Origin of the sequence: Granulosicoccus antarcticus IMCC3135 (assembly GCF_002215215.1) — a bacterium.
GTDB lineage: Bacteria > Pseudomonadota > Gammaproteobacteria > Granulosicoccales > Granulosicoccaceae > Granulosicoccus > Granulosicoccus antarcticus.
Map to the genome: position 1 here is coordinate 260,368 of NZ_CP018632.1, position 23,120 is coordinate 283,487.

The following is a 23,120-nucleotide window of genomic DNA, read 5'->3' on the forward strand; positions in this document are numbered from 1 at the left end:
CGACTGTCTCCAAAGAATCGGTTGCTGGTGGAGACACAGTGAACCAGACAATCAGGGTGAAATTTTACTGGGCTGCCGGAAGCTCACGGATAAGCCATCACTGCTCGTACATATGACAGCAAGTTCGCGCGGCGGATCGCGGAATATCCAACAATTTGCGCGATTTGGGCCTTCGTTTAATGGCTCTTGGCTCTCGTTGTCCCGGGCGATTTGCGACCCGAGGTCCTGCAACCTCGTGGAGTAAATAGTTCCAACCCTGGGCATCAAGTTGCTGACCACACTGGGACCAGGCGCTCCACAGTTGCACGGTATGTCGGAAGCTGATTGAGCGCGGCTCCCTATGTATCAGAGTCGCGGCCTCACTCATCAATAACCGTGTCAAATTGTAAGCAAGCAGGTGCACCCAGAGTTCCTTTCTGATCATCTCGGCACTGAGACAGCTCAGTATCCCTGCGTCCAGAGAGCATTTGAGCGAGCGAAAATCTGTCTCCACGTTCCATCGACGTAAGTACATTGCAACAATACCTTTGGCGCTGACCAGACGTTGGTCAGTGAATGAGGTAATGAAAAAGGTATCCTGATATCCACGACGACGGCTGATCACCTGACGAACTCTGATTTGCCTGGGGCACGATTCGTAAGTCTCGGCATCCATCCATTCTGGCCTGACCGGTCGATTCAGCGTTAGGTAGGCGCGTCGTTTTTCGGGGCGAGAGCGACTGCCGTTGATTTCGAAAACCCCATCGCATCCGATATTCTGCAGCATCACAAACGTCCAGTAGGTCTCCTAGATTGCATCGCCGACCAGAATGTCCCCTTGCGTCAAACTGCGAGCCAGAATCCTCATTTGCGACAGCACCCCCGTGGCCTTACCCTTAGCTGGTGCTATCAACGCATCAATGATCGCACCCGTGGCCGCGCACGACAATGCAACCATGCGAGCTTCGGGGAAACCAACCCCTTTTTTCTGACTGGAGGGCTGCGGAAACTCTCGCTGGTTGTCGGGCGTGTCCGGCATCGAGAGCCCAGTGCCATCGATGAAATAGACAGGACACCCACGCCAGAGCCACTCGGGCAAGGCGTTATCACTGACTTGTTGGCCAACTGCTTTGAAGAGCGTTTCGACCAGCAATACGGGCAAGCGGGCGCGTGCCTAACAATTAGCTGCTGTCGATGTTCCCGGCGGACGCAGTCCGTGGCTCAGACAGCGGATGATGCGATCGTTGACCGCCCGTTGGCAGGAGCTGTCGTCGTTGAGCACCTGTGCGACGAACATCGCCAGAGTCTCAGTCGGTGGGTAGGTGCGCTCTCGATGCGCAGGAAGCTGAGCCTCGATGGTGGCCAGGAACCGATCATCGGTAATTAAATTGAAGACACCGACAGAGTCGAGTCTGGCACGCAGGTGTTGCTCTGAGGGCAACTCACAGGTAGGCTGCATGGTGGCTGGTTCCGGTTACGTTGATGGCGTCGCAACCTGAAACGTACTCGCCGGAACCGGCCACTGCAACCTTCAAAAATCGCTTTAGATCAGAGCCTTGGATCTAAACCGAGTGCCATTGGCCCTGGATTTCGCAGATTGATACTCAAGGTAAATTCAAAGTCGTTCGAAACCCCGTGATTTGATGAATATTAAATTTCAGGAAACCTAGGGTTTACCCTAATATGAAAAAGAAAGCTTTCTTGTTATCGTGCAGTTCATGAATTTGGCAGCGGCAGGAATCAGATGTCTACAATTTAGTGGCTTAAGTACAAATAACACTGACCTTTCTAGAGCATCTTAGAGTTCGAGGGGCGAGGGCGGAGTCAGTGCCGATGGTAATCAGATATCGTGGGCTGATGATGGTCATTATGAGGTTCAGTCTGCGACCAGCTACAACTCGATGAGCGAAGGCGGAACTTCAGGAACGTTTCCACATGGCACCTACAATGTGATAAATCAGACGACCGGGGAACGTTATGAGAATATCCAGTTGTCTTCCTCAGTAAATTTCTGCATCGCAGTTTCAAGCACTAAGGAGAACAGTCAAACAGAAAGTACTTCAAAGCAGGACAGTCAGGCTGATTCAGCTGAAAGAAGTGATCAATACAAGCCACGTTTTACCATAACCATCCCCGCCGGGCTGTTAACAATGAGATGCAGCTCAACAATGGCGTTGCGATCGATTGTGAGGAGGTCACGGGCGAGCCCATAACAGATGCAGCACATTTATCCAAGCAACATCCGAATGCGTTGGGCCCAGCGAATATCAATGAGCAATTGAAAGTCCAAGAGGATCAGAAGGTAACAGAAGGCTCCTAATCGATAAAGCAGTCGTACCATTCTATGGTGGGCAGATCAAATGTCTCTGGCATTGAACTGACTTTGACTTTGATTCGAACGTTCAGACATAACAAAAATCGTCTTTAAGTTAATCTGCCTTTTAAAAATAATTACAGCACAACAATCTAATTAAACGGAGTTGATAGAGGATGTCGCCAATAAGTGGATTAAGCGCTCTGACTGCACAAAACAGTCGTTTACAGTACACGTATCGCGACAGAGAACAGAATGGCGGAAACAATGACGCATCCAGCCCGATTAGGGTAGAAGGCAACACGATCTCTTGGCCAAACGATGGTTGGTATGAGATTCAGTACGCCAAGAGCTTCAACACCGTAAGCGAGGGCGGAGCCTACGCGCAGCTGGATGACGGTATTTACAACATTATCAACCATACTACGGGGGCCAGGTACGAGGGACTTGTGGTCGGCTCTTCTGCCGCATCGCAAGATGATCAAAGAATGCCGGCCGTGGCGTACAATCCTTTCTCCGTCATAGCAACAAATGCCAGTGCCGTTTCAGTAGAAGGTAATCGTATTTCCTGGCCTGATGACGGATGGTACGAAGTGCAAGACGCTGTAACGTATCGCACCGTCTCGGAGGGCGGAACGTCGGCGGTCGTTGCTGATGGTGTTTATACCGTCATCAATCACACTACAGCAGAAAAGAACAGAAACGTGGTGGTTGGCAACCCAGATGCAGGGCTGGCCGATCCGATTGATGGCGAGGATACAGATATATCAGCTGTCGGTGACCTCATAGAAGACATCACCGATTTTCTTCCAAGTAGCGGGATAAGTCGTGAACTTCAGCACTTGAACGCCCAACAGGGAAGCGCCCTCGCAGGTGAGTTGCGATATAGTAACATTCAGTTTACGGATGGAACACGGGCTGCCTTGCTGCGTTTTCCAGGTATGCCAGAAATCATGGTCAGGACAGAGCCAGATGGAATGTCTGAGTTCTATCGAGTGACTAACGACGGACCTGAGCTGTTAGCACCGGGTGACACAGTACGTGCATCGTTCCTGGGACAAGGCACGGTAACCATCGATGGTGATGGTCAAGGGCTCACAGCATCTGGGGTGAGTTCGTACATGTCGTTTGGAGCAGCAGGGTATACGGTTGATTTAACATCAGGTCAGATCCTGGGAAGCTCAGGCTATTCGGGACCTCATTTTGGTTTTACAAATGTGCCCGATGCCACAGCGGAGACGGTTGATGCCAACCTCTGGCAAGGTGCCGAATTGGCTATCCGGGAGTTGCCGGTAGGCACTGATGTGCATGGTTCTGCTGCGTACGACTTCTACGCCGGTACACCGGAAGGGGCAGCGATTCTTGCGCGAGAGCAAGCATTCTATGGCGGCTTTGGTGTTGATAAGCAAGCACTTTTTGTCGCACGAACTCGCTTTCTAAGAGATGAAGGAGGTATAGAGCTTTTCGAGGCGTTTATGCCAAGGCGTACAGCCTTGCTGGACGATCCGGTGCAGCTTGCGGAATATGACGCGCAGTTCGATAAGATGTTGAACCATGTGTCTAACAGCCGAACCAGTAGAAGCGGTGGTATTCCAGCCAGTGAACTCGATGCGTCTCTTCGCGTGTTGATTGCTGCAGATGCTGCAGAGGCGTTTGGTCATTCACCGCGGCTGATCGACATGGTCATCAGCGATCTGGACAGGGGCTGGAGCGTGGCCAACGACATCCCAGGTAGAGGGGGCCAATATGAATACTGGCAACCCATTTTTAAATCCGTTAAAGGTCACATTACTCTTGGCCTTGGCTCTTGGCTTGGCAGCTTCGCCGATCCGAACGACTCATATGATGTGGTTGCTCACGAGATGGTGCACTCGCTCGATGGTTTTGGTAATAATGGGCTAGACGGTCTTCCAGCGTCTACATCTGCCGAGGATCGGGCTGCCTTTATAAATATTCGCGATGAGCTGTACGACGACTATAACAGCGATACCCCCACTCGTCGATACACTCCGGAGATGGCCTATGCTTTCACGGACAAGTTTGAGTTTTTAGCCCGTTTTTCTGAAATTTTTCTTACAAATACAGCGAGCGCTGAGACGGTTAAAGCAGTATCGCCAGAGCTGTACGGTATTCTCAGTCGCTTTTATGATACTAACTACGAATGATCATATACCAATCGTTTTTCTTCAGTGGCTTGTTGTGCATCACTGGGTGTGCAAAGAGGCGGTTTGTGCCTATCTTACTAGCGGCTGTAACAGCATCAAATGTAGCGGGTTGTTCATCAGATCAAGCAGAGACAAATATGGCGGTAGCTTTTACTGATGTGTATTACATTAGAACAATCACTGAAGCAGGCCCGGTCCATCTAGAAGCGAGTCAGCGATACGGCTCCAATAGAATAGGCGGAGAAACCATCGACCCTCTTCCCATAGCAAATGAAGCGTTCGCATGGCGATTCACTGGAGGGGACATTCTTAACATTGAAAGTCAAAACCGCCTAATTGAACCCACGACAACGCTGGTTGTACGTGCTAATGACGGGATCATGCAAGTCGCAATGGTAGATGATGGTGCTGCCGATCGCGAGCTTTCGAACTGGAGATTAGTACCGCTTGGTAACGGACGTTGTCATCTCATTAATGAAAGTCTGGGTAGTGACTTGGCCTTGACTATCACTGACGGTTTTGTAATAGCGAATGATATTGAGCGATATTCTGTTGAAATGCTTGGTATCGATGATGCACTCAATCAACAATGGACAATCGTTAGGGTTGGGAACCCACCCGGCGATTATGCGCAGTTTTGTGGCGAGGTGCTGGTTCCGGAATAGGGTCTTCATCTGATGAAAGTAATAACGTGCGTTTCGTATGCTATACGACATAGAAGCTTGTGTGGCGGCTTGGTGGTGGTAGGCGGTTTATACTTCCTATACTCTGCGGGCTTAAAGCTATTGATCAGCTCTATTTGGCAAGGGTTTTTACTTGACGTCCAAAGTATGAGGCACCGGCGAACCCTTTAGCTACTCTCACTTCCCAGCGTAAACTTATCATCTCTTTCGGTATGCTCGCATAATGTTGCTGGAGAATAATGAGAATCAACACTCCCGGACAGGTTCTATGGAATACCCCTAGAGGCCAAGGTGTTAACTTTTCCATAGTCGCTCCTGTTGTGTGCCACATTGCCGAAATGCTCAAGACGCATAACTACCCTTTGCGTATACCCATCAGAGATCAATGGCACAGGAAAAATCAAATTAAAAATGGTGAGAAGCAACTGTGGGTTATGGACCCAGATGGTTATCTTTTACGCTTAATTCAGGATTTGAGGACTAGAAAAGCAGAGGCATGAATTCACTGTTGCACTGGGTCGACAGCGGGTTTTCCATCGGACCCGAGATGGTCACAATTTCCAAATGTCAGATGGTTCTGGTGCTACCCCGCAACAGGTCAGTTTATATGTGGGCAGTTTCTGATCGCTATGACATTTCACCGCATAAAGACTGACGCAACAGCGCCCGAATCTCATCGGCTGAGTCGTGAGTGCCTAGCAGAAAATGCAGCTTGGCAAACGTGGCCTCGGGTGTCATGTCGGCCACAGGTACCACGCCTATTCGATCCAGCGCAGCGCCGGTGGCATAGGTGCCTTGTTCCACCGCACCGGTGGGGCATTGGCTGGTATTGACAACAACAATGCCGCGTTTGACCGCATCGGCCAGCACCGCCATCAGTTCGGCATTGGCGTCAGCAATATTGCCCACGCCATAGCTTTCCAGAATCAGGCCGCGTCGGGCCGGGCTGTGCAGAACCGCGGCTGCCAGTTCGGCTGAGATGCCCGGATAGATCGGCAGCACGGCCACCGCTTCGGGTTCGAAGCTGGGGACATTGAAGTCCTGCGCTGAGGCGGGCAACCAGCGCTCGGTGTAGAGCTTGACGCGAATGCCGACATCGGCCAGGTAGGGGCAGTTGGGTGAATCAAAGGCGTTGAAGGTATTGCTGCGCAGCTTGCGACTGCGATTACCCCGCATCAGCAGGCGATCAAAATAGATGCAGACCTCGTGCAGTGAGGGTTCGCCTGCGAGCATGATGGCGGTGCGCACATTGTCCAAGGCATCGCTGCGCGGCTCGATCAGGGGGATCTGTGAGCCTGTGAGGATGACCGGCTTGTCGGTGCCCTTGAGCATGAATGACAGGGCGGAAGCAGTCCAGGCCATGGTATCGGTGCCGTGCAGAATGACAAAGCCTGCGTAATCATCCCAGCGCGCCAGCAGGGTATTGGCAATGTCGACCCAGTTGGCAGGCTGCAGGTTGGCGCTGTCTATCAAGGCATCCAGTTCGATGATGTCGAAGGCCGGCATGCCAGCGGTATTGCTGTTATGCAGTGATTGCAATAGCAACTGGCCGAAGCCTGTCATTGTTCGATGTCCGTCCGAGGACTGACTCATGCCAATGGTGCCGCCGGTATGTAGTACCAGAATAGTAGGGCTTGCCGAATCCTGATTATCGAATGTCGTCATGGCGTGGTGGTCTGTCGAGTGTTGCAAGGAGCTGGTTGCCGATTGTATCGCTATTGCGAAGCAGACAGACTGGCGATTCGGGTGTCTGCTCCCTGTGCATAGCGGGCTTGATCCACGGCGATCTTTTGCCGAAACAACCATGCTAGAAGGCTGGATTGATGTGCATGAAGCGAGTATTCTTGGCATGTTCTGTTGCGCCCTTTTCTCAGGCATTGTGTCTGAGCCGGGTACAACACGGCATGAGGAAATTCGGGTGAGTGGGAAGGATTCTGTTGTCGGCACGGCTCCAACGATGCGCACTGTGGTCGCTCTGGGTTGGCCTCTGGCCATGAATGCTCTGTTGCTGCAGGCTACCTTGATAATCGATACCATTCTGGTCACGCCTCTGGGAGAGGCATCATTGGCGGCCATGGGACTGGCAGCCAGCCTGGCGGGACTGCTGGTCGGTATTCTGTTCGCCTTCTCCAATGGCACACAGCTGATCGTGGCCCAGGCGGTAGGAGCACAGCAATTCAAGGCTATCAGTAGTGGGTTCTGGTCAGGCTTGCTGATCAACCTGTCACTGGCCGTCGTCGGGGTCTGTCTCATTCTGACGGGTGGGCCTGCACTGTTGAACAAGCTGGCTGAAGTGCCGAGCATTGGAGTTGAGGCCTTCGAGTATTTACAGGTTTTCTGCGGTGTCATTCTGGGCCTGGCCATCGTGCAGAACATCACGGTCTTCTTTAATGCTCGCGGTAAAAGTCGTATTCCCTTCTACAGCAACTTGCTGGAGCTGCCCGTGAATGCAGGGCTGAGTCTGGTGCTGATTCATGGTCTACTGGGTTTTCCTGCGATGGGTCTGGCAGGTGCCGCCATCGGCAGCCTGGTGGCGGTGTGCATACGCGCCTTGTTTCTGGCCTTTCACCTATGGCGAGTGCCGCAAGCTGAGACGGCGATTCCGACGCGATCCTGCAGGGACATGCTTGGCAATATCAAACGCCATCTGTCACTGGCATGGCCCATTGCCGGCTCCTTTATCAGCATGACCTTTGCCATGAGCATTTGCATGATGTTGTATTCGCGCTTGGGGATCAATCAGTTTGCGGCGCTGACACTGGTATTTCCGTGGATCAGGATCGGTGGTCTGATCGTCACCTCCTGGGCGCAGGCGATGGGAATATTTGTGGGGCAGATGCTGGGGCGTAATGATACGCAGGCGTTGGACAGCTTTGTCAGTCAGGCCTGGCGCTTTGCTTTTTATCTAAGCCTGCTGGTGGCATCACTGTATCTGCTGATGATATTCAGCTTCCAGTGGTTGTATCCGGATCTGCAGCCGGAAACCCGGCGATACCTGTTGCAGTTTCTACCGGTATTACTGGTGCTGCCTTTGATTCGCAGCTCCAATACCATTTGCGGTAATCTGATGCGAGCCGGCGGCGATGCGGCCTATTCGATGAATATCCATCTGAGTGCTCAGTGGCTGGTGACGGTGCCACTGACCGCGGTGCTGGTCCTGTATTTCTCAGTACCTGTGTTCTGGATATTCTCGGTCGTCTTGCTGGAAGAGACGATCAAGGCGTGGCCGTTCCACCGGCGAATATTCAGTGGCCGGTGGAAGCGACAATTGGCATAAGGGGTCTGGTGTGACAGAGACTGGCTGAATTATTATTACTAAAAGATCCCTACGCGGAGCGCAGGGGCTTGAGTCGGCCCCATAGGGGCCCGGTATGCCTGGCCGTCAGAGACGACCAGGAAGCCAACCCCCCAGCATTTACATAACTACAGCCCGAGCTGGCGCTGCTCTATTTGTTGATCCTTCTTATCTTGATACCGAACATAAGCCTGGATCTTTTCCAGATCCAAACCCACCGTGTCAACGCAGTACCCCTTTGTCCAGAAGTGATTGCCCCAATACGGCTTTGTCCGTAACTCTTTGAAACGCTGGAGAACTCGTATTGCCGTCCTCCCCTTCACCATTCCGACATAATCCGATACCGACAGCTTCGGCGGTATCGACACGATCAAGTGAACGTGGTCGATCTGCACGTTCAACTCCACCACTTCGCACTTCTTCTGCTCCGAAAAAGCCCTAATACAACTGGATACTTCTTGTTTCACCGAACCGGCAAGAACCCGGTACCGATACTTGGGTGTCCAAACCACATGATATTGGCAGTGCCATATCGTGTGTGATAGCTTCTTAAAACGACTCATTGGTATTCCTCGAATGAGGCTATGGGGATAGCTCACGAGAGGTTTACCATTGAGTCGGACTATCGGCAAAGCCTCAGCCCTCTGACCACGTCCGGAGGACGTGGGTTTCTACGATACGACTAAAAATCGCCAAAATCGCAGTAGAGATCGGCTCCTAATGTCCTTACCAGATATTCATCCAGTATCAGCCCATTCTCTGTGTTTGTTACTTTCCAGAATTGATCCTCAGCAGCCTTGGCAATGGTTGTCGTACCTGAGGAAGCTGTATGGCTGTAATTCAAGGTCCCCGAGATTGCTTCGCATTTGGAAGAGCTGTCTATTACGGCACCATCAAGCGTGTAAGACAGGTTCATTGTTCCGTCATAACCACCATAGCCACGGCTCTGACTTTCGATGACCGCTGTTTGCTGGCGGTAGCCAGTATCAAGCAACGAACTTTCTATGGTAAAGGTTGTGTTTGTAGTGAGGCCCGCGCTATCGTCAGACCATTCATCCGTTCCCGACCATTTGATGGAGTTTCCTGTGTTTGTTCGCGTTGCAACTTGATTTTCGACGTGAACATTGGCAAGTTCCTGCCTTTCATAGGTATCAGAGTAACTACCTGTGCCTGAGGCATCTATGTCGATGCGAATCGCTTGAGTTATTCCAACGTATCCCAGTTCTTCTGTAGGGGCTTGGTAGAAATCACTTTCTTCGTTGTAAGGTCGCTCTTTGGGCAGGATGGATTCGTAATATCCTGATATGTAATTCAAAGCTTCAAAGGCTTCAGAGATATTATCGTCATGGTACTTATCCCGCACCTCAAGCTCTACACCCTCTGTATTTGGAGTGTTGTCTACAGTGCCGTCTGTAGTGCCGACCGTAGCGTCGTCTATAGTCCCAGTCGTATCATTACCCGATGCACCCTCAGTCTCGGTGCTCGTTCCATCTGGCAGAGACTCTGTATTGGAATTATCGGAGCTGGAACAGCCTGAGGCAAGGACCGCACTGAACATCAGTGTGATCGCGAATTTATTGAATTTGGAGGTCAGTGAAGTCATTAGTATTTTCCTTAAGACTGTTCACAAAATAGTGCCTGATCACTATGCAAGAGCGGGTGATCGGGCGCGATTCTATAGAGGAAAAATGGACTCCGTTGCTTTATTTTTACTGCTTGTCGGGTATTTATACCCACTAGGGTGCTTACTTGTGAATCAAGAATCCTGCTGCCGTTTCAGTCGATAGGACTAGCGACAGCAGGACAGTTCAACAAGTACCTATGCGCCTAATTCAAATCAAACAGAAAGCCTTCCGGGACGGCATAGTAACTATCATTGTCGATGATGTCGTTCTTGCCGATGACGAATGCTTCGCCGTTATCCATGTTGACTCCAGAGCCGAATTCGGTGATGCCCTCGGGCGCAATCAGGCGGGTCTTTGCTCCCCAGATGCCCAATGAGTTCTGTTCGTAGACGTAAACCTGCCCGGAGTCTTTCACCAGACCGTGAGCATAGTCATAGCCTGCCAGCAATAAACCCTCTTCAATCTTCATGGTTGGCGCAACGGCACCTCGATACCAGATACTGAATCCTGTGAGTTCCGTCACCTCAGACCAGATCCCGTCATCATCCAGCTCGTAAATGGCAATATTACCGCTCGCCAGACTGATGGCAATGGTATCTCCATCAATAGCAACAGACGATGCTGTGAGGTACTCGGCAGCCGCTCCTGCTGGTATCAGTTCCTGCTCAAGTTCCCAGTTGCCAGCAACCTTGCGGTACAAGAATGCGCCACCAGAGCGATTTCCATTCTGCTCAAAAGTGTTCGTTCCTGCCAGCAGGCGATCGTTGTCCAGAGTGAGACGTCCCTGAAAAAATTCTGTTTGTCCGTCCGCATGGGGTATCTGCTGTGCAAGCTCCCACTGACCACTCGACACATTACGTTCGAACAGATCGATACCGGTAGACCGGGAAATGGCCAAGGTGTCACCATCAATGACAAAACCATCACGATCCACATACGTAGCTCCCTTTATACGTTGCGTTTCATTCCAGATACCTGAACTGTCACGTGTGTAGACATAAAGCATATAGATCAGGAAACTGTCCTCATCGACGTCAGTGCCACGAACCATCAGCGTATCGCCGGACATGGCGATGGCTGAACCGAAACTTTCGCCGTAAATGTCCCCCTCTGGGTTCAGCTGTTGAGTGACTTGCCAGTCTCCTGCACTCGTATCGCGAGTCAGAATATAAACTGCAGGATCCTCTTGATCAGCTCCGATGACCGCGGTGTTTCCTTCAAAGGCGGAGCCTGGCTCATAGCTTGCTGTCGCAGACGGATTGTCTGGCAAGAGTGTCTGTTGCGCTTGTTGCACATTGAGTGTGCTGGATGGAGAACGATCTCCATCAGCATCCACGGCTACGAACTCATACCAGTAGAACACCCCTTGTGTTCGAGTGTCGTCGTAGTAACTGGTGCCATTAGTGCTGCCGATAAACTCACCATCACGCCAGATTTCAGTCAACGTCACGCGTTCACTGGCGTCAGGGCGGTCCCAGAACAATTCAGCCGCTGAATAATAGAGTTCGATGGAGGCGTTGGCCGGACTGGAAGGCAGCGTATCATCCGGATCGGGACCGTTGCCGGGATCGATACTCACGTCCACAGTCAATCCCTCAAACCGGACACCGGTGGTGAGATTGATAACATTATAAGTTCCAGCGGGAACGTTACAGGAGAGACCTCCTTCACAAAGCGATGAGTAACTGCTGGCATCCTGCACCTGATACCAACCATCGTCTGGCCAGCTGATCGTATTGCCTTGTACAGTTGGTACAAGGGGGAGCGTGGAATCAGATTCACTGACTGTCACACCTTCGAAACGCTCGCCGGTCGTGTGGTTGATGACGATATAGGTGCCGGGGTCTACTTCGCAACTACCCCCACCTTCACAAAGTGAAGCGTAAGTCGATGTATCCTGCACCTGGTACCAGCCATCGTCAGGCCAGCTGATCTGCTGGCCTGTCACGGTGGGCGAGGCGAGCGCTATTGAAGCGTGGGTGAGGCCGACAATGAAAATCGGCAATAAAGAATGGGATAGATGCATGAACGCGCCCTGTTTACCTTGGTGAGTCGAACTGCTCGACGGCGAAGGCGGTAAGTAGATGTTTTCACCGCTCTCATTGGCTTTCGACACCAGAGTAAGGCCTGACTGAAAGTTCAGTCAACGGCACCCCATGGGTTTTAATACCTGTTTTAATCGCAAATAACGCTACAGCCACTTATCAAGCTTGGATATCTTCATGAATATATATCTGGGGACGCAGTGGCCAACTCCCTCCAAGAAATCCCTAACAGCTATCACCCAGATCCGACACTTGGCTGAAGCCAACCTTGGTGGCGGTTACACTGACTCTGTCAAAAGTACTGCCATCGTTGTCGAGATCGGCATCGTCATTGAATTCAATGGTCAGAGTATTGCCGGAGAGGGTTAGCTCGGCCTCGTTGAATTGGAATATGCCGTCCATGAAAATGAGATCTTTAATCGGCTCCTTGGTTACTTCGCCGCGTGATGGGGTTATCGGCACGCAATTGCTGATATCGTCGAAGTCGTAGAAGGAGGCCGGAGAAATGACATCCGAGCCGGGGGTCTCGATAATCAGAAATGCCTCGTCTCCGAGCTGGCCGTTCCAATCATCCTGCAAATCGTAGAAGCCGGTAAAGGGGGCCAGCAGTGCGATGGCGGCAGGTGAATCATCGACATCTCCGGCGGCACCACCACCCGTGGAACTGTCACAGGCCGACAGCAGCAACAGGGCGCCGGCCATCGTTGGCAGGAGCGGGTTAATCTTGAGGGCTGTGGTTAACATGGGTATACCTGTACGTATGTGTTGGTCTTTCAGGTGAAACACCCGCTAATCTCGGTTCCGAGGTTTAGCGCTCCGCGCAGGGTGAGTTGAGGAAATACAGCAGGAAGATACGACAGTGAACGTGAACGCCGGCTGAATGCGACAGGAATCATGACCTATCGAAAAGCCGCCCACTCCGGTTCATTGTTGAAAACAAAATCATAATATTCCCTACCTTGCAATTGAGAGGCCGAAGCGTGATCCACGACCACTTTGCAATGAGGGTGCAGTTGCAGGGCCGAGGCACTCACCATGGAGGTGATGGGCCCTTCAACCGCTTGCGCGATGATGGCCGCCTTGGCCTCGCCGGTGGCCAGCAGGATGATTTCGCGTGCCTCCAGAATAGTGCCAACCCCCATCGTCAGGGCTCTTTTGGGGACTTGCTCCGGGTCGCCACCAAACATGGCAGCGTTTTGTCGACGGGTTGTGGGGGTCAGGCATTTGTCACGGGTCCGGGACATGATGGCTGACAAGGGTTCGTTGAAACCGATATGACCGGCCTCGCCGATGCCCAGCAATTGCAGATCAATACCGCCGGCGTTACGGATCAGCTCTTCATAGTCTTTGGCTGCCTGTTGCAGGTCCTCGGCATCGCCTTCGGGCACATGCGTGTTATCTGACCAGAAATCTGAATGGGAGAAGAAATGCTGCTGCATGTAATGCCGGTAGGATTGCGGATCATCGGGGGCCAGGCCGATGTATTCATCCAGGTTGAAGCTGGTGCAGTGCTCGAATGAGACCTCGCGCCGCAACAGGCTGGCATACACCTGTTCCATGGTGCGACCGGTGGCAAGCCCCAGAACCGAGGCGGGGCAGCTGGCGATTCGATTCTGAATCAATTGCGCAACCAGCTCCACGGCGGCAGTGGCATCGGGCCGGATGATGACTTCCATTACTGTGAGATTCGCAGATCGTCAGCATCGAACAGATGGCATTTTTCAGGGGCTATGCCCAGCGTGCAACTGTCACCGGGTCTGAACAGATGCTCGCCATCCAGTTTGGCGACCATGGGCTGACCACTGGTCAGCGTCAGGTGCACAAAGGCCTCTCCACCCAGGTGTTCAAACACCTGGACCGTGCCTTGAAAGGCACCGTTTTCATCAACCTGCAGGTGTTCGGGTCGGGCACCGAGTGTGAGTTTGCCGTTATTCTGTGAGCTCTGACAGACGACACGCTGGTCCAGCAAGATCTGGCCATTCAGGCAGTCGACCTCCAGAAAATTCATGGCGGGTGAGCCGATGAAGCCTGCCACGAACCGATTGGCTGGCGTCCGGTAAAGCTCCAGCGGTGTACCGATTTGTTCAACCCGGCCTGCGCGAAACACGACGATACGATCTGCCAGCGTCATGGCCTCTACCTGGTCATGTGTGACGTAGATCATGGTGTTCTTGAGGCGTTGATGTAGCTTGAGTATCTCGACACGCATATGCACCCGCAGAGCCGCATCCAGATTTGACAGCGGTTCATCGAACAGGAAAACCTTTGGTTCGCGCACGATGGCACGACCAATGGCCACTCGCTGACGCTGACCACCGGAGAGTTCGCGGGGCTTGCGAGTCATCATGTCCTGCAGGCCGAGAATGTCAGCGGCGATGTTAACGCGGCGCTCGATCTCGTTTTTTTCAACCTTGTCGTGCTTGAGTGAAAAGCCCAGGTTGCCGCGCACATCCTTGTGAGGATAAAGCGCGTAGGATTGGAACACCATGGCAATGCCGCGATTTGACGGTGGCTGGTAATCCACACGCTGACCATCGATATGGATTTCCCCCTGACTCAGGGTTTCCAGGCCTGCGATCATGCGCAGCAAGGTGGATTTTCCGCAGCCACTGGGGCCGACGAAAACCACGAGTTCGCCATCGTCCACCGACAGGTTCATGTCGTGGATGACCTGCGTTTTGCCGAAGAATTTCTCGACTCCCTTGAGTTCAAGCGTTGCCATCAGCCTTTCACTGCTCCTGAAGTAATGCCGCGAATCAACTGGCGCGAAAAGATCACATACATGACGAGTACCGGCAGAATGGCCACTGACAGGGCCGCGAGTACGGCTCCCCAGTTGACGGTGTATTGCCCGATGAATTGTTGAACGCCCAGTGTCACGGTGCGCGTCTCCTCTCCAGGGGAAAGAATCAGCGGGAACCACAGATCGTTCCAGATGGGAATCATGGAAAAAACTGCAACGGTGGCAATGACTGGCCGAACCAGCGGGATCACGACTTCCAGAAAGATCCGGTATTCGGAGAGTCCGTCGATGCGTGCACTGTCCTTGATTTCGCGAGATACGGAACGCAGGAACTCGGAGAAAATGAAGATGGCGATTGGCAAGCCTTGCGCGGTATAAACCAGAATCAGGGCGGTGAGCGTGTTGGCCAGTCCCAGCTCGACGATGAGATTCAGCAGCGCCACGGTACCCAGTCGAATGGGCACCATGATGCCCAGAATCAGATAGATGCTGATGAGGCTGTTACCGCGAAACTCGTACTCTGATACGGCGTGCGCCGCCATGGCGCCAAACAGCAGTATGAGAAACAGCGAGACGCAGGTGACCGTCAGACTGTTGCCGAAATACATCGGAAAATCGCTGTTTGTCAGTACGCTTTCATAGCCTTTGAACGAGAAGGCATCCCCGGTGGGCAGTCCCAGAGGATCTCTGAATATGGCCTTGCGAGACTTGAGGCTGTTGATGACGATCAAGACCAGCGGGAACAGGGCCAGTGCCGTCCACAACAACAGGACGGTGTGGATACCGGCGCTGCCGATTGCATTGCGAGTGCGGCTCATGAATCGTACCGTTGCAGTTTGCGCTGGACACCGAACAGGTAGAAGCCCACGCCGATCAGAATAATGAAGAACAGTGCGGAGGCGACTGTGGCTCCCATATGTTCATCTCCCAGTTGCGCCTGAAAGCCGAAAAAGCTGCGGAACAGGAAAGTGCCCATGACATCGGTGGAGAAATTAGGGCCTGCCAGACCACCTTGCAGCGTATAAATGATGTCGAAGCTGGCAGTGAAGTTGCCGATATAGGTCAGGATACCCACCAAGCCCAGTGTGGGCAGGATCAAGGGTAGTTTGACCTTCCAGAATATCCACCAGCCGTTCAGACCATCGATGCGTGCAGCCTCGATGGTCTCTTCGGGAATGTTCAGCAGGGCGGCGTAGAACAACATCAGCGGAATGCCGACGTATTGCCAGATAGAGATGAGAGTGACGGTGAGCAGGGCGCTGCTCTCCAGCCCCAACCAGGGTTGGAACCAGTGTCCGATACCCAGTGCCTGCATGGCTGAGGAGGTGACGCCCCAGGTGGGTGAGAGCATCAATTGCCAGATGAATCCCACCACCACCACCGATAGCAGGGTGGGCAGGAAGAATACCGTGCGATAGATGGCGGCACCCTTCAGGGTGGGAATGCTCAGTAGCGCGGCCAGTGTCAGTGCAATCGGATTCTGGATCAGCATGTGCAGCAGGAACAACAGGACATTGTTCTTGAAGGCATTCCAGAACTGCTCAGCCCAGTACGGTTCGCCAAGTAGTTTTGTGTAGTTGGCAAGACCGATGAATTTGTCTGCCCCATCGGCGCTTACGTACAGTGAAAGACGCAGCGATTCGATGATGGGGTAGATGGCAAAGACGGTGTAGATCAGCGTGGCCGGTGCCAGAAAAACGAAGATGTACCAGCGCTTTGCAGCCTTGTGGGTGGCGACAGGTTTTGAGGTCGGGTTCACTGGTCAGATACTCCCGTCAGCGGACTTGAGAATCTCCATAGACCTGGGCTTGTGTGACTGAATCGCTGGAGTTGCATGAATGTTGAGATCGGGTTTTCAGAATGCAAAAGCGGGTGCGTCAACGTCGTATCGTAGCGTTGACGCACCGGTTGCAACTCAGAACTCAGGGCTTGTACCAGCCATCGATATTGGCTTGAGCATCGGCCGCGGCGGCTTCTGGTGTCATGCTGCCGTTGATGACGTTCGCTGTCAGCGTCCACAGGTGATTGCCCAGCGCAGGTTCGCCGCGAGACAGTATCTGGTGAGCCACACGGATAGTCGGTTCACATTGCTCACGCATGGCAATGAACTCCTTGGCCAGATCGTTCTCTACCGTGATCTCGTGAGTGCCCAGTGAAAAGAAACCCGGTGCCGCATTGGTCAGCAGTGCCGCAAATTCGGCCCCCGTTGTCCATTCAAGGAAGGTTCTGGCCGCTTCTTGGTTCTTGCTGGCTGCATTCATGCCGATGCCAATGTCAGTGTGATCACTGATATAGCATTTGCTGTCAGCATCCTTGGCAGGTGGCGCAAATGCGCCCAATTCAAATTCAGCAAACTCCTGAAAGCCTGTGATCTCCCACGATCCCGTGGGATAGATGGCGGCACGACCCAGCGTGAACAGGTTCTGGCTGTCGGTATAGGATTGAGCCTGATAGCCGTTACCCAGATACGGAATCCACTTTTCCATCTGGCGAAAGCCTTCGACGAAAGGCTCGTCAGTGAACTTGGCCTCGCCCTTGAGCAGAGCCAGTCGACCTTCTTCGCCTGCCCAGTAGGTTGGGCCAATATTGGTGTAGCCCATGGTGGCCGCTTCCCATTGGTCTTTCGTACCCATGGCCATGGGTATGTAGCTACCCTCATCTTTGATCTTGTCGAGTGCTGCATAGAATTCGGCTTCGGTCTTTGGAACCTCGATTCCCAACTCTGCAAAGGCGTCCTTGTTGTACATGAAGCCATGGATGACCGAGGCCATGGGAACACAGAAAGTTGCATCGCCTGCATCAGTGGACCAGGCGCTTTTGGCAACGTCAGAAAAATTCTCGAGGCCTGGCAGATCTTTGATATCAGCCAGATCACCGGCATCGTACATAGCCAATGCGTTGTCAAACGGGCGGCAGGTTATGATGTCACCTGCGGTACCGCCCGCCAGGCGTGCGTTCAAGGCGGCGTTGTATTCAGTGGCGGTGGTGGGTTTGAACTGCACCTCGATGTCCGGGTGTTCCGATTCGAATGCGGGCAGAATCTTTTCATCCCAGATAGCCTGATCTTCAGCCCGCCAGCTCTCGATGGAGATAACGGTCTTGTCGGCCAGGGCGATGCCTGACAGACTGATACCGACAATCATTGCTGCCGTGTTGAGTGCGAATGCGCGCATGGAGTTCTCCTTTATCATTGGTTCCTGCCAAACAGTCACTGGATACTATCGCCTTTGTGATCGTGCGTAAAATCAAACTTCGAATGGCTTAATCTGTTCTCTTCGTTTTCACGACAACACAGGATCGATGGCATGGCGGTGATCATGACGGTAGACGGCGGCGGCAGCCGCTGTCGTCTGGCAGCGTTTGATGAGGCAGGTGGGGAGCTTGCGCGGATAACGGTGAACGAACATGCCAGCTTGTCGCTAGGTGTCACGCAGGCCTGGCAGCACGTGGAGCAAGGCATGGTTCAAATGCGGCAGGTGTTGCAGTTGGCTGCTGACTGGTTGCCGGACAAGCTGGTTCTGGGATTGGCAGGTTCGCTGCAGGAGAGTCGGCGGCGCGAGTTTCTGTCTCTGATGCCCGGCAGTCTGGACTGCACACTGGTAACCGACGGTCATGCGCAATTGATGGGTGCCAGTGGTGGTCGGCCCGGAGTCTGTCTGGCCATCGGTACCGGCAGTGTGTTGCATTGGCTGGATGATCAGGGCAAGCCGGGCATGGTGGGTGGCTGGGGTTTTCCGGCAGGTGATGAAGCTTCAGGCGCCTGGTTTGGTTTACGACTGGTGCAGTGCTATCTCTGGCATTTTGATGGCAAGCGCCATGAAAGCACGCTCATGAAAGTCGCCGAGGAGCGCATCGGCAACAACATCTCCTCCATCCAGCAATGGAGCACACAATGTCGATCAGGTGAGCTGGCAACGTTGGCACCGCTGGTTTTCGAACATGCTGCACAGGGTGATGAACTGGCCTTGTCGATCCTGCAAGAGGCCGCCGAGCATGCTTTGTCGCTGGTGAGTCTGGCACCTGAAAACTTGCCGGTCTATATCGTCGGAGGCGTGGGGGAGCAGCTGCGCGAGTTGCTGGTTGAACGTCTGGGGTCGCGGGTGGCAGCGGCACAGGGTGATGCCTTGAGGGGACTGTGGCAATTGTCACGAATCAGTGAGAAGGGAGAAACAACATGAGGGCAACAGAAACACTTGGCCGCTGGTTGCGTTCCGATGGCTGGTTTGATGGGGTGTGTCTGCACGACAGAATGGTCAGCGGATTTCGTCCGGATGCGGCCGGTGCCAAGGGGCCTCTTTTCATTCCTGCGCCACTGGACTTGCATGTGCATGGCGGCGGTGGGGCTGATGTAATGCAAGGCGACGAGGCTCTACGCACCGTACTGCACACGCATGCCCGGCATGGCACAGCAGGATTGCTGGCAACTTCGGTCACGGCACCCTTGGAGGCTATTGATGACTTCCTGGCGAGCGTGGCTCGTGTGGCAAAGCAGCTTGAGCTATCCACCCGTGACAGTCAGGCGGGGGATGAATCACTAACACTGAGCGGCGCCCGTTTGCTTGGAGTGCATCTGGAAGGGCCTTTCATCAGTCCCGACAAACTGGGCGCACAACCGAATTTTCCAGCACCACTGGATCTTGCAAAGCTGGAAACCTGGTTCAAGACGGGGCTGGTCAAGGTCATAACCTACGCCCCCGAACTGGATCCGGGCACGCAAGTGCCCGGGCTATGTCAGCGTTACGGGGTCAGGGCACAGATTGGTCATACCTTGTGCAGCTGGGCTCAGGCTGCACAGGCCATGGCGGCAGGGGCTGGCGTTACTCATCTATACAATGCCATGAGTCCGGTTCTGCATCGCGGGGGTGGTGCTGCCGTTGCAGCGCTTGCCTATGCCACACATGCGGAAGTCATTACTGATGGCATCCATGTGGACAAGGCGGCATTTGATGCTGCCAGACGCTCTATAGACGGTCTTTACAGTATTACCGATGCGACCGCCGCCGCCGGCATGCCCGACGGTGAGTACCAGCTGGGTTCCCTGACCATCAGCAAGACCGGTCATCGTGTCGAACTGCCCGATGGTACTTTGGCTGGCAGTTGTCTGACTCAGCAGCGTTCTGTTCAGGTGCTGCGTGGCTGGGGTCTGAGTTGGGCAGAGATTGCCGGCTTGAGCAGCACGGTGCCAGCGCAGTGGTTACAGCGCACAGACTATGGCCTCATTGCGCCTGAGGCGCATGCCAGTTGGCTTGAAATCAATAACGATGAGCCGGATGCCCTCTGGCTCAATGGAATTCGGCATACCCTGGAGACATTGCCATGAACCTTGCGCCCACTGAAAGTATTGATTCTGCTTCGAAGGATCTTGATCTGAAATCCAACGTCCAGATTCTCGATGCTCTGCTCGACAGTCAACAGCGTGCCGTTGATGCTGTTCGTCAGGTCAGAGACTCGCTGGATGTTGCCGTCGTCTCGGCGACACATCGTCTGCAGAGCGGGCATGGGCGGTTGATTCTTGCTGGTGCTGGCGCCTCAGGCCGATTGGCGGTTCAGGATGGTGCAGAGATGTGGCCCACCTACGGCTGGCCGCATGAGCGTTTGCTGCTGTGCATGGCAGGTGGCAGTGAGGCTTTGTTGGCCAGTGTTGAGGGTGTTGAAGACGATGCGGATGCAGCCATGGCTGATGTGGCAACAGCCGCCGTTGGTGAGCATGATGTTGTCATCGCTCTGGCAGCCAGTGGCTCGTCGCCCTGGAGCTGTGCCTGGCTGGAGGCATCACGCAAACGCGGTGCGCTGACAATCGGTATGTCTAACAATCCGGATACACGACTGTTACGTGCGGCTGAATGTCCCATCTGGCTGGATAGTGGTGCAGAAGTGCTGGCAGGCTCGACGCGTATGGCTGCCGGAACGGCTCAGAAGATTGCTCTCAATCTTTTCAGCACCAACCTGATGATCCGCATGAACCGGACTTATGGCAATCTGATGGTGGACATGGCTGCCGTCAACAAAAAGCTGGATCAGCGGCGAATCCGTTTGTTACAAGGGGTATTGCCTGATGTTGATGACCAGCGGGCCGCTGTGGCTATTGAAGCGGCTGGCGGTTGGGTAAAGTTGGCAGCGCTGGTTGCATTGGGTGACACGGCAGAGGTCGGTCGGCAACGACTCGATAGTCACCAAGGCTCATTGCGAGCAGCAATGGCGGAGATTAACGCTTAGGGGGAGGCGGCGGCGGGGCATGAAACGGATAGTTACTTGCTTCGCGATCCCTCAAGGGCTTGTATAACTGTTATTCAGCTTGATCAGGAAAGGGACGGAGTAGTCTTTCTGAAGTTTTCCTGGTGCGGTGAAGCATTCAGCAAACCATTCATGGGTTTGCATGCTCCACCGCACTCATTATTCAGGCGGTGGCTTAGTTGGCCAATGCCTGCAGCTTCTCCAGTGTTGGCCCGATGATCGGGTGTACTACTTCGGCTACGCCGGGAATGGCAGTTACTTTCTCGATCAAGGGCTGCAAGGCTGCAATGCCATTGTTGAGAACAGCACTGATAGGACCTTTGGCAGCTTCTGGCAAACGTGTGATGACATCACTCAGGCCACTCAGTGGGGCCGTTGCTGCCTTGATGTCTGGCACGGCCGATGTGGCAGATTCGACGTCTGTAATGCCTGAAAGCGCCTCTGTTGTCGAACCGAACACACCTTCCAGTGCGCTGGTTATCTTGCTCAGATCAACACCTGCAGGCGCGGCATTTTTAGCCGCTTGAAGTGCCTCGGCGCTCACTGTCGTGGCTTGCTCGGTGGCTTGCTCGGTGGCTTGTTCGGTGACTTGGGACGCCGTGTTCTGAGCTGTGGCAACGGCATCGCCTGCGTCGTTGTTGCTCAGATACTGTCTGCCAAACCAGGCTAGTACAACAACGACTGCCAGAGGTATTAACCATTTCATCAGACTGCTACCTGTTGACTGGCAGTGTCGATCAAGGCATCAGTAGCGGCAGGGCTGCTGGTCGAATTCATCAGATAGAATGACATGTGTAACTCCATGGGTTTTGCAACTTCTGGCACCACTAGGATGTAGGGGGCCTTGCGGGTTGTGTCTTTAACGCGAATGATACTACCGGCATCTGCTGGGACGAGGAATATGACTCTGTGAAGTACATAGTTTACAAACCTTTCACAAACTGCCCGGATATAGGTGAATCGTAGCAGTGGTGGGGGTTAGAGCATGAGTAACATATGGCATTTAGCTTTTTTCGGCCATTTCACAGATCAAGCATGAGCCTCTGCTGGTCGATAGGAGATTGGCGAGGCGGCATGATTAGCTGTTTGCTGCCAACTACGCGATATTTAATTGCAAAAACGAAAGGTGCTAATACATGAAGCTGGATAGTGCTGAACCAGAGAGTGAGCTGCAAGAGGGGAGCGATAAGGACCCTATTGTCCGGGCCGCAGTCGAGAAACTGCGGCTAGGTGAGTCTGACACGGGCATGAATGATCACGATATACGGGCTTCGTTGACCATAATCAATGGCTACAGTTCGGCATTGGAATCAAGCTTCCAGGAGCTCAGAGATCTGTATAACGAGACTCTCGAGCAAAAAGACGGATTTACAGACGAAGCACGTAGTGCTCGGCTCATGACATTGGAAGCAGATTGTCGTTTTTGCCTTTCCCGGATGTGCGGTTCTGTGGCCAAACTCAAGGAACGTCTTCAAAGTGAAGGCGTGTGGCAAGTTTCCTCTCAGAATTAGATCGGAGCCCTCATGAATTCTCCAGCACGTGCTGCCGTGGGTAACTTGGTCAATGAACTTGTTCTGGTTGATGATGACAAGCTGACTGTCGAAATAGTGTCCTGGATTGTCAAGAAGAGTTCGTATCAATCGACATTATTCACAAACGCCGATGAAGCCCTGGCGTATTTGAGAATCAACACACCGAAGTTACTGGTGGTTGATTTTTACATGCCACAAATAACAGGTCTTGAATTCATCACAGAATTGCACGCCTGCTCGGATCTTTCACGCACATCGGTGTACCTGTGCTCAGCTGTTTCGCCTTCATTCGAAGACAGCAAGTTACTGGCGTCAATGAACGTGCAAACATTGGAAAAGCAGTTGATATGCGATAGGAAACAGCTAGGCGTATTACTCGAAGAGAAGCTGGAAATCATACCGGCAAAGATTATCTAACGCCCGTGATGCAGCAAGTAGTTCAGTGTCTCTCCATCGTGTCGATAGCTGATCAGGGTTAAGGTTTTCCCTAGCGGCAGGTTACAGA

The 23,120-nt window shown here is 53.1% G+C and carries 22 protein-coding genes; 8 read left to right on the forward strand and 14 right to left on the reverse strand.

Annotated features, from left to right (window positions below; genetic code table 11):
• Positions 1-97: 97 nt before the first annotated feature.
• Genes IMCC3135_RS01235 through IMCC3135_RS01245 form a run of 3 tightly spaced genes read right to left on the reverse strand, consistent with a single transcriptional unit; the run spans position 98 to position 1,438 of the window.
• A complete protein-coding gene (locus tag IMCC3135_RS01235; RefSeq protein ID WP_088915920.1) occupies positions 98-766 on the reverse strand; it encodes a transposase in 669 nt (222 codons plus the stop codon).
• Positions 767-787: 21 nt separating this feature from the next.
• Complete coding sequence (locus IMCC3135_RS01240; protein ID WP_157735694.1) at positions 788-1,141, reverse strand: hypothetical protein; 354 nt, start codon at positions 1,139-1,141, stop codon at positions 788-790.
• A 12-nt stretch (positions 1,142-1,153) separates the two neighbouring features.
• Complete coding sequence (locus IMCC3135_RS01245) at positions 1,154-1,438, reverse strand: hypothetical protein (RefSeq protein WP_088915922.1); 285 nt, start codon at positions 1,436-1,438, stop codon at positions 1,154-1,156.
• A 1,031-nt stretch (positions 1,439-2,469) separates the two neighbouring features.
• On the opposite strand from IMCC3135_RS01245, the gene IMCC3135_RS01250 reads away from it, so the two are divergent.
• The gene (locus tag IMCC3135_RS01250; RefSeq protein WP_088915923.1) at positions 2,470-4,458 is read left to right on the forward strand and encodes a zinc-dependent peptidase; all 1,989 of its coding nucleotides are present in this window, start codon (positions 2,470-2,472) and stop codon (positions 4,456-4,458) included.
• A 65-nt stretch (positions 4,459-4,523) separates the two neighbouring features.
• A complete protein-coding gene (locus IMCC3135_RS01255) occupies positions 4,524-5,123 on the forward strand; it encodes an RICIN domain-containing protein (protein WP_157735695.1) in 600 nt (199 codons plus the stop codon).
• Positions 5,124-5,768: 645 nt separating this feature from the next.
• On the opposite strand, the gene IMCC3135_RS01265 is transcribed toward IMCC3135_RS01255, so the two are convergent.
• Positions 5,769-6,806, reverse strand: coding sequence for a type I asparaginase (locus IMCC3135_RS01265; protein ID WP_088915926.1), 1,038 nt, complete (start codon positions 6,804-6,806; stop codon positions 5,769-5,771).
• On the opposite strand from IMCC3135_RS01265, the gene IMCC3135_RS01270 reads away from it, so the two are divergent.
• Positions 6,805-8,418: an MATE family efflux transporter gene (locus IMCC3135_RS01270; RefSeq protein ID WP_088915927.1), complete on the forward strand. Its 1,614-nt coding sequence runs from the start codon at positions 6,805-6,807 to the stop codon at positions 8,416-8,418. The two genes, IMCC3135_RS01265 and IMCC3135_RS01270, sit on opposite strands and share 2 nt — an antisense overlap.
• A gap of 146 nt (positions 8,419-8,564) precedes the next feature.
• Here IMCC3135_RS01270 and tnpA read toward each other — a convergent pair whose 3' ends face one another.
• The 9 genes from tnpA to IMCC3135_RS01315 form a co-directional block, all read right to left on the reverse strand.
• The gene (tnpA, locus tag IMCC3135_RS01275) at positions 8,565-8,999 is read right to left on the reverse strand and encodes an IS200/IS605 family transposase (protein WP_088915928.1); all 435 of its coding nucleotides are present in this window, start codon (positions 8,997-8,999) and stop codon (positions 8,565-8,567) included.
• Positions 9,000-9,118: 119 nt separating this feature from the next.
• Positions 9,119-10,039 carry a hypothetical protein gene (locus IMCC3135_RS01280; protein ID WP_088915929.1) on the reverse strand — a complete coding sequence of 307 codons (921 nt, stop codon included), beginning with the start codon at positions 10,037-10,039 and terminating at the stop codon, positions 9,119-9,121.
• A gap of 224 nt (positions 10,040-10,263) precedes the next feature.
• Positions 10,264-12,087 (reverse strand): fibronectin type III domain-containing protein, encoded by a 1,824-nt coding sequence (locus IMCC3135_RS01285; RefSeq protein WP_157735696.1) that lies wholly within the window; start codon positions 12,085-12,087, stop codon positions 10,264-10,266.
• Positions 12,088-12,331: 244 nt separating this feature from the next.
• Complete coding sequence (locus IMCC3135_RS01290; protein WP_157735697.1) at positions 12,332-12,850, reverse strand: hypothetical protein; 519 nt, start codon at positions 12,848-12,850, stop codon at positions 12,332-12,334.
• A 155-nt stretch (positions 12,851-13,005) separates the two neighbouring features.
• On the reverse strand, positions 13,006-13,782 hold the full coding sequence (nagB, locus tag IMCC3135_RS01295; protein WP_088915932.1) for a glucosamine-6-phosphate deaminase: 777 nt from the start codon (positions 13,780-13,782) through the stop codon (positions 13,006-13,008).
• Complete coding sequence (locus tag IMCC3135_RS01300) at positions 13,782-14,828, reverse strand: ABC transporter ATP-binding protein (RefSeq protein WP_088915933.1); 1,047 nt, start codon at positions 14,826-14,828, stop codon at positions 13,782-13,784. The genes nagB and IMCC3135_RS01300 overlap by 1 nt, the downstream gene beginning before the upstream one ends.
• Positions 14,828-15,667, reverse strand: coding sequence for a carbohydrate ABC transporter permease (locus IMCC3135_RS01305; RefSeq protein ID WP_088915934.1), 840 nt, complete (start codon positions 15,665-15,667; stop codon positions 14,828-14,830). Before IMCC3135_RS01305 ends, IMCC3135_RS01300 begins: the two co-directional genes overlap by 1 nt.
• Positions 15,664-16,608 carry a carbohydrate ABC transporter permease gene (locus tag IMCC3135_RS01310; RefSeq protein WP_088915935.1) on the reverse strand — a complete coding sequence of 315 codons (945 nt, stop codon included), beginning with the start codon at positions 16,606-16,608 and terminating at the stop codon, positions 15,664-15,666. The genes IMCC3135_RS01305 and IMCC3135_RS01310 overlap by 4 nt, the downstream gene beginning before the upstream one ends.
• A 163-nt stretch (positions 16,609-16,771) precedes the next feature.
• Positions 16,772-18,022: an ABC transporter substrate-binding protein gene (locus tag IMCC3135_RS01315; protein WP_088915936.1), complete on the reverse strand. Its 1,251-nt coding sequence runs from the start codon at positions 18,020-18,022 to the stop codon at positions 16,772-16,774.
• A 132-nt stretch (positions 18,023-18,154) separates the two neighbouring features.
• On the opposite strand from IMCC3135_RS01315, the gene IMCC3135_RS01320 reads away from it, so the two are divergent.
• Genes IMCC3135_RS01320 through IMCC3135_RS01330 form a run of 3 tightly spaced genes read left to right on the forward strand, consistent with a single transcriptional unit; the run spans position 18,155 to position 21,065 of the window.
• Positions 18,155-19,027 (forward strand): glucosamine kinase nucleotide-binding domain-containing protein, encoded by an 873-nt coding sequence (locus IMCC3135_RS01320; protein ID WP_088915937.1) that lies wholly within the window; start codon positions 18,155-18,157, stop codon positions 19,025-19,027.
• Entirely contained in the window at positions 19,024-20,169 is a 1,146-nt protein-coding gene (locus IMCC3135_RS01325; protein WP_088915938.1) for an N-acetylglucosamine-6-phosphate deacetylase, read from the forward strand. The genes IMCC3135_RS01320 and IMCC3135_RS01325 overlap by 4 nt, the downstream gene beginning before the upstream one ends.
• The gene (locus IMCC3135_RS01330) at positions 20,166-21,065 is read left to right on the forward strand and encodes an N-acetylmuramic acid 6-phosphate etherase (protein WP_088915939.1); all 900 of its coding nucleotides are present in this window, start codon (positions 20,166-20,168) and stop codon (positions 21,063-21,065) included. Before IMCC3135_RS01325 ends, IMCC3135_RS01330 begins: the two co-directional genes overlap by 4 nt.
• A 193-nt stretch (positions 21,066-21,258) precedes the next feature.
• Here IMCC3135_RS01330 and IMCC3135_RS01335 read toward each other — a convergent pair whose 3' ends face one another.
• Complete coding sequence (locus IMCC3135_RS01335) at positions 21,259-21,789, reverse strand: hypothetical protein (RefSeq protein ID WP_088915940.1); 531 nt, start codon at positions 21,787-21,789, stop codon at positions 21,259-21,261.
• Between the two features lie 430 nt (positions 21,790-22,219).
• Here IMCC3135_RS01335 and IMCC3135_RS01340 point away from each other — a divergent pair, with 430 nt between their 5' ends.
• Together IMCC3135_RS01340 and IMCC3135_RS01345 are read left to right on the forward strand one after the other, a co-directional pair.
• The gene (locus IMCC3135_RS01340) at positions 22,220-22,594 is read left to right on the forward strand and encodes a hypothetical protein (RefSeq protein WP_088915941.1); all 375 of its coding nucleotides are present in this window, start codon (positions 22,220-22,222) and stop codon (positions 22,592-22,594) included.
• A gap of 12 nt (positions 22,595-22,606) precedes the next feature.
• Positions 22,607-23,032 (forward strand): response regulator, encoded by a 426-nt coding sequence (locus IMCC3135_RS01345; protein ID WP_088915942.1) that lies wholly within the window; start codon positions 22,607-22,609, stop codon positions 23,030-23,032.
• The last annotated feature ends 88 nt before the right edge of the window (positions 23,033-23,120 follow it).